The following is a 6,628-nucleotide window of genomic DNA, read 5'->3' as shown; positions in this document are numbered from 1 at the left end:
GCGCTTCCCCGGGCCCTCCGGGGCGTGCGAAGGTTCCGGACTCCTGCGGCGGCCCGGCGGGCGGGCGCGGGAACGTGCCCGACTCCGGTGGCGGACCGGCCGGCGGGCGCTGGAAGCCGGTGGCACCGCCCTCCGGTGGAGGTCCGGCCGGGGGACGCGGGAAGGCACCCGACTCCTGCGGCGGACCCATCGGCGGACGCTGGAAACCGGTGGCACCGCCCTCCGGCGGCGGGCCCGCAGGCGGACGCGCAAACGTGCCCGACTCCTGAGGCCGGCCCGTGGGCGGGCGCGGGAAGGCGCCGGACGGCTGCGGCGGACCGGCGGGCGGGCGTGGAAGGGCACCCGGCGGCTGCGGCGGACCCGCGGGAGGTCGCGGCGCGGAGTCCCCTCCGCCGGGGCGGAGGCCGGGCGCGTCACCGTCGGGGGCGGCCCGGCGACCGCCGCTGCGGCTCCCGGGCGGCGGGGGCGTACCGTCCCCGGATGCGCCGCCACCGCGTACACGGTCGATGATCGCCTGAGGTCCGGTGTCGGAGACCCCGCGGGCGCGTCGCGGCGGCGCCTCCGCGGCGGGAGCCTGCTGCTCGTCGTCCTCCGCGGCGCGTCGGCGCCGCCGAGGGCTCTCCACGTTGCCGCCGTGCAGAGCAAGCAGTTCGGCCACTGTCTTCTGCGAGCGGTCCTGACCGCTTTCTCGACTCATCAGCGTTTCATCCCCACCGCGCGTCTGTGATCGCGTAGCCTGCCCACGGCGCGGTCTCGGACGCGGCACGCGCGCAGCACCGCCTCACGCATCCCATCCACTCCTCCACCGTGCCCTCACGTTTCGCTCTCGTCCACCACGTCGCTGTCACCGGTCTGATTCCGCGACGAAGGGCGTTGCGCCTTCGCCTCGAACACTCGCCGCCCCGTGGGGGCAGTGTCGTCCGTCCCGTTCGAGCGGTCCAGTCGCCGCAGGATGACACCCTCCCGCAGCGCCCAGGGGCAGATTTCCAGTTCTTCCAGCGACAGCGCGCGCATGGCGGCCTGAGCCACCAGCGCGCCACCGACCAACTGGTGTGCCCTGCTCGCGCTGACCCCTTCCAGCTGGGCGAGGTCGGCCGCCGTCATCCGCGAGATGAAGGCGATGAGCTGCCGCAGTGCGGTGTCGGACAGGGTACGGCGTACCCGGGGCCCGGCGGCGGAGGGCGCCGCCCCGGTCAGTCTGGCCAGGGAACGGAAGGTCTTGGAGGTGGCCACCACGTGTTCGGGCGGGCCCAGCTTGGCCACCTTCTTGGCCAGCACGGCGAGCTGGTCCTCCAGCCAGGCCGAGGTCGCGACCAGTTCCGAACGACTCGGCGGGTCGTGCGAGAACCGCGTACGGGTGAGACGGCCGGCCCCGAGCGGCAGCGACTCGGCCAGTTCCGGCTCCTCGTCGATGCCCATCGCCACCTCCAGCGAGCCGCCGCCGATGTCGAGCACCAGCAGACGGCCCGCCGACCAGCCGAACCAGCGGCGCACCGCCAGGAACGTGAGCCGGGCCTCGTCGACGCCGGACAGGGCGCGCAACTCGACGCCGGTCTCGTCGTTGACCTTGCGCAGGACCTTGGCGGAGTTGGTCGCCTCGCGCACAGCCGAAGTGGCGAAGGCCATGAGCTCCTCGCAGCCCAGCCTGGCCGCGGACTCCCTGGCCGCACGCACCGCCTCGACCAGCCCCTCCGCCCCGGCCCTGCTCAGCTCGCCGTTCTTGGTGATCTGCTCGGCGAGCCGCAGCACGGTCTTCTCCGAGTGCATGGGCGTCGGGTGGGCACCACGGTGGGCGTCCACCACCAGCAGGTGGACGGTGTTGGACCCCACATCGAGTACCCCTAGGCGCACAAAGCCCTACGGTACCCGGCCGGGGGCCTACGTCTCGAACTTGTAACCAAGACCGCGCACGGTGACCAGGTGGCGGGGCGAGCCGGGGTCGGGTTCGATCTTCGACCGCAGCCGTTTGACGTGCACGTCCAGGGTCTTGGTGTCCCCGACGTAGTCGGCACCCCACACCCGGTCGATCAGCTGGCCGCGGGTCAGCACCCGGCCGACGTTGCGGAGCAGGTACTCGAGCAGGTCGAACTCCTTCAGCGGAAGGGAGACCTCTCCGCCGTCGACGGTGACCACGTGCCGCTCGACGTCCATCCGCACCGGTCCCGCCGCCAGCACCGGCGGGGCCAGCTCGCCCTCGGAGCCGCCCTCGCCGCCACGGCGCAGCACGGCCCGGATCCGTGCGATCAGCTCGCGCGCGGAGTAGGGCTTGGTGACGTAGTCGTCGGCGCCGAGCTCAAGGCCGACCACCTTGTCGATCTCGCTGTCCCGCGCGGTCACCATGATCACCGGGACCGCCGACCGCTGCCGCAGCTGCTTGCACACGTCGGTGCCGCTCATGCCCGGCAGCATCAGGTCCAGCAGGACGATGTCGGCACCGTTGCGGTCGAACTCCTCGAGCGCCTGCTGGCCGGTGGTGGCCACCGCCGCGGTGAAGCCCTCCTTCCGCAACAGGAAGGCCAACGGGTCGGCGAACGACTCCTCGTCCTCGACGATGAGCACCCTCGTCACTGCTTTCCTCCCTGTTCTTGGCTGGACACGACCAGCCTGGACACCCGGTCCGGGACCTTCTCCTGCCGGGGCGCCGATGGTGGACCGGCACTGACCGCGCTCTGCCGCACCGGGATCCGGAGGGTGAAGGTGGACCCCGTGCCCGGCATGCTCCACAGTTTCACCTCGCCACCGTGGTTGGCGGCGACGTGCTTGACGATCGCCAGACCGAGCCCGGTGCCGCCGGTGGCTCGCGAACGCGCCTTGTCGGCGCGGTAGAAACGTTCGAAGACCCGCTGCTGGTCCTCCTCGGCGATGCCGATACCGCGGTCGGTCACCGCGATCTCGACCATGCCGTCGGCCAGCCGCCTGCTGACCGACACCGGGCTGCCCGCGGGCGAATACGCGATGGCGTTCTCCAGCAGGTTGGACAGCGCGGTGACGAGCAGCGTGCGGTCGCCCTCGATGACGAGGCCGCTGGGTGCGTCGGTGGTGACGGTGATCTGGGCGGACTCGGCGGAGAGCCGGACGCGGCCGAGCGCCTCCCGGACGACCGCGTCCACTTCGACGGCGTTGAGGTCCGGAAGGCGCTCGGCGCCCTGCAGTCGCGACAGCGCGATGAGCTCGGTGACGAGGGTGCCGAGCCTGGTCGACTCGTGAAGGATCTTGTTGCCGAACCGGCGGACCTCGTCCACGTCCTCGGCGGCATCCAGGACGGCCTCGGTGAGCAGCGCGATCGCCCCCACCGGGGTCTTGAGTTCGTGGCTGACGTTCGCCACGAAGTCCCGTCGCACCGCCTCCAGCCGGGCCGCCTCGGAATGGTCGACCGCCTCGACGACGGTGAACCCGTCGCCGAGCGGGCGGACCTCACCGACCACGGCCTCGGGCTGCCTGCCCCTGGCCTCCAACGGAGAAAGGTCGATTTCGATCGCCTCGTCGGTCTCCACCACGCCCTCGGCCGCCACGCGCGCCCGCGGATCCGCCCGGTTGTCCCGCACCAGACCCAGCACCTCGGCGCGATGGTTGTGCAGCACCATGTCGCCGAAACGGTTGAGGACGAGCAGCCCGTTGTTGGAGGAGCGAACCAGACGGAGCAGCAGTTCGGCCACCGTCGGCCCGCTCGGCCGCCGCTGCGCCCTCCGCTGCCGGATCCGGCTGATCAGGAAACCGGTCAGCACGCCGACCAGCAGGGCACCAGCAGCCAAGGCGAGTGCAGCACTCACGCTCACGGATGAATCGTAAGCATGGAACCCGGCGTTTTACCTAGTCCTGGGCGGCCAGTCGTGACACCTGCGACATCTCCCGGTGAACAGTTTGCCCTCGATTCAGGCCCTGTTCACCGAAGCGCCGCCGGTCCGTGACGGCCAACCCGATCGGATGTCACCGAATGGAGTCCAGTGCGGCCAACTCGGCTTCGGACAGTCGCAATCCCGCGGCCGCCACGTTCTCTTCGAGATGCCGCGGATCGCCGGTTCCCGGAATCGCCAGCACATGCGGTCCGCGCTGAAGGGTCCAGGCCAGCCGCACCTGGGCCGGGGAGGCGTCATGCGCCTTCGCGATGGTTTCGATCTCTTCGGTTCCGCTGGGACTCAGGGTGCCGCTGAACACGGAAAAGAACGGCACGAACGCGATGCCCAGCTCCCCGCACAGGCGAAGCAGTTCGTCGTCCTCACGGCGCACGGACACCCCGTACTGGTTCTGCACGCACACCACGGGCGCGATCTCCCGGGCCTCGGCAAGATGTTCCGCCCCGACGTTGGAAATGCCGAGATGGCGGATCAGACCGGCTTCCCGGAGTTCGGCCAGCGCGCCGAAGCTCTCGGCCAGCGAACCCTGGCCGCGATCCAGTGCCTCCCCGATGCGGAGGTTGACCACGTCGAGATGGTCGCGGCCGAGCTGCCGCAGGTTCTCCTCGACCTGACCACGCAGTTGTTCGGGCCGGGCCGGGGGCAGCCAGGCCCCGGACGGGTCACGCCCGGGACCGACCTTCGTGGTGATCACCAGGTCTTCGGGATAGGGGCGCAGCGCCGTGTTGATCAGCTCGTTCGCCGAGCGGAGGTCGGAGAAGTAGAACGCGGCGGTGTCGATGTGGTTGACGCCCAACTCGACCGCGCGGCGGAGCACCGCGACCACCTGGTCGCGATCGCTCGCGCTGCCGTCCGCCTTGTGCATCAGCCGCATGGCGCCGTAGCCCAGCCGGTTCACCGTCAGGTCGCCGAGCCGCCACGTCCCGGCCGCGGCGGCGTTGATCGTTTCGTTGGTCATGGAACCAGCGTTCCGCGCGCCGCTCGCGCCGTCCCGGTTTGGCAACTTGCTGCCACACTGGTGCTATGGACACGATCGGGACCGGGGTGCTGGTACGCGGCGAGGCGGAGTTGTTCGCCGCCACGGCGCACCTGTTCGCGAACGCGGCGGAGATCGCCTGCGCGGCCGCCGACCTCAACACCTGGGTGACCACCCGGAGGGCCTCACCGTCGTCCGCGGGCCCCGGCCCGCACAAGATCCGCAAGCTGTACCGCCCCGGGGTGCTCCTCGAACCGGAGCGGGCCGAACACCTGTACGCGATGGAACGGCTCGGCGCCGGGGTCAGGATCACCCGGGACGAGATCCTCGAGACGATCATCCTCGACAACCGCTTCGCGATCCTCGCCGGCGACCGCGCACACGGTGAGCGCGCCTATCGCGTGGTCGACGAGGCGGGCCTGGTGCGCAACATCGTCTCGCTGTTCGACGCGGCCTGGCGCGCGGGCACCGAACTTTCGCTCTACGACGCGGAATTCGCCGAAGTCCGGGCGCTGGCCCCGCGGATACTCGACGTGCTGGCCTCGGGCTGCAAGGACGAGACCGCGGCCAGGACGGTGGGCCTGAGCGTGCGGACCTACCGGCGGCGGGTGGCGGAACTGATGTCCGCGCTCGGCGCGACCTCGCGCTTCCAGGCCGGTGTCCGTGCCAGGGAACTCGGCCTGGTCTGAGCACTCCGACGACGAAGGGCCGCGGGAAATCCCGCGGCCCTTCGGTCTGCTCGGGTCTCGTCCGGTCTCGTCCGGTCTCGCCGGATCAGCGGCCCTGTGCGGCGACCGCGGCGGCGGCCTCGGCCGCGGCGGCCGGGTCGAGGTAGGTGCCGCCGGGGGTGACCGGCTTGAGGTCCTCGGTGAGGTCGTAGCGCAGCGGGATCCCGGTGGGGATGTTGAGCCCGGCGATCGCGTCGTCGGAGATCCCGTCGAGGTGCTTGACCAGGGCGCGCAGCGAGTTGCCGTGCGCGGCGACCAGCACGGTCCTGCCCGCGCGCAGGTCCGGCACGATCGCGGACTCCCAGTACGGCAGCAGCCGGGCGACGACGTCCTTGAGGCATTCGGTCAGCGGCGCGTCCGCGCCGAGGTCGGCGTAGCGGACGTCGCTGTCCTGGCTGAACTCGCTGCCCCGCTCGATCTCCGGCGGCGGCACATCGTACGAGCGGCGCCAGAGCATGAACTGGTCCTCGCCGAACTCCTCGCGGACCTGCTTCTTGTTCTTGCCCTGCAGCGCGCCGTAGTGCCGCTCGTTGAGCCGCCAGTTGCGGCGCACGTCGATCCAGTGCCGGTCGGCGACGTCGAGCGCGATGTTCGCGGTCGAGATCGCGCGGCGCAGCAGCGAGGTGTGCACCACGTCGGGCAGCAGACCGGCTTCGGCGAGCAGTTCACCGCCGTGACGAGCCTCTGCTTCACCCAGCTCGGACAGCGGCACATCGACCCAGCCGGTGAACAGGTTCTCCGCGTTCCAGGTGCTCTGCCCATGCCGGAGCAGCACCAACGTCCCTAGTTCGGCCATACGGCAAGCCTGCCATGAGGGGTTTCGGGCGACGCGATGGGCCACGCGGGCCGGGCTACTACCGACAGTGCGTTACCGCTCGGTAACACATCACTCGACAGCAGAACAAGCCGTCAACAAGCGGCCCCCAAAGTGACACTTGCTGCATTCTGTTAACAAGTGGGACGAAATTCACTCGAACGGAGTAGCCAGTAGTCTTGTGATTACTGGTCGATATCTGACAAGTTGACTACGTCCCGCACCGCTGGATTCCACGCACTCCCCAGCGGCAGCG

Annotated in this window: 6 protein-coding genes and 1 pseudogene; 1 reads left to right on the top strand and 6 read right to left on the bottom strand. The window is 70.6% G+C overall.

Features of this window, described 5'->3' with window-relative positions; translation table 11 throughout:
• From FNH05_RS38935 to FNH05_RS28605, 5 genes and pseudogenes are all read right to left on the bottom strand, one after another.
• A pseudogene (locus FNH05_RS38935) lies at positions 1 to 190 on the bottom strand (hypothetical protein); the annotation flags it as partial.
• A 623-nt stretch (positions 191 to 813) separates the two neighbouring features.
• Entirely contained in the window at positions 814 to 1,851 is a 1,038-nt protein-coding gene (locus FNH05_RS28620) for a Ppx/GppA phosphatase family protein (protein WP_144591957.1), read from the bottom strand.
• 27 nt (positions 1,852 to 1,878) lie between these two features.
• On the bottom strand, positions 1,879 to 2,568 hold the full coding sequence (locus tag FNH05_RS28615; protein WP_144591956.1) for a response regulator transcription factor: 690 nt from the start codon (positions 2,566 to 2,568) through the stop codon (positions 1,879 to 1,881).
• A complete protein-coding gene (locus tag FNH05_RS28610) occupies positions 2,565 to 3,725 on the bottom strand; it encodes a sensor histidine kinase (protein WP_425458500.1) in 1,161 nt (386 codons plus the stop codon). The genes FNH05_RS28615 and FNH05_RS28610 overlap by 4 nt, the downstream gene beginning before the upstream one ends.
• Positions 3,726 to 3,927: 202 nt before the next feature.
• Positions 3,928 to 4,812 carry an oxidoreductase gene (locus FNH05_RS28605; RefSeq protein ID WP_144591955.1) on the bottom strand — a complete coding sequence of 295 codons (885 nt, stop codon included), beginning with the start codon at positions 4,810 to 4,812 and terminating at the stop codon, positions 3,928 to 3,930.
• 65 nt (positions 4,813 to 4,877) lie between these two features.
• Here FNH05_RS28605 and FNH05_RS28600 point away from each other — a divergent pair, with 65 nt between their 5' ends.
• Positions 4,878 to 5,519 carry a response regulator transcription factor gene (locus FNH05_RS28600; protein ID WP_144591954.1) on the top strand — a complete coding sequence of 214 codons (642 nt, stop codon included), beginning with the start codon at positions 4,878 to 4,880 and terminating at the stop codon, positions 5,517 to 5,519.
• Between the two features lie 85 nt (positions 5,520 to 5,604).
• Here FNH05_RS28600 and FNH05_RS28595 read toward each other — a convergent pair whose 3' ends face one another.
• Positions 5,605 to 6,354, bottom strand: a complete 750-nt coding sequence (locus FNH05_RS28595) for a phosphoglyceromutase (protein ID WP_144591953.1) — start codon at positions 6,352 to 6,354, stop codon at positions 5,605 to 5,607.
• Positions 6,355 to 6,628: the final 274 nt, after the last annotated feature.

Source organism: Amycolatopsis rhizosphaerae (assembly GCF_007713715.1).
Classification (GTDB): Bacteria; Actinomycetota; Actinomycetes; order Mycobacteriales; family Pseudonocardiaceae; genus Amycolatopsis_E; species Amycolatopsis_E rhizosphaerae.
The sequence above is the reverse complement of the archived record's forward strand: the minus strand, read 5'-3'. Positions and strand labels throughout refer to the sequence as shown.

What these genes read in the sequence shown, in the direction of transcription:
- FNH05_RS28605 (WP_144591955.1), bottom strand. Translation starts at nt 4,812, where the DNA reads ATGACCAACGAAACGATCAACGCCGCCGCGGCCGGGACGTGGCGGCTC.
- FNH05_RS28600 (WP_144591954.1), top strand. Translation starts at nt 4,878, where the DNA reads ATGGACACGATCGGGACCGGGGTGCTGGTACGCGGCGAGGCGGAGTTG.
- FNH05_RS28595 (WP_144591953.1), bottom strand. Translation starts at nt 6,354, where the DNA reads ATGGCCGAACTAGGGACGTTGGTGCTGCTCCGGCATGGGCAGAGCACC.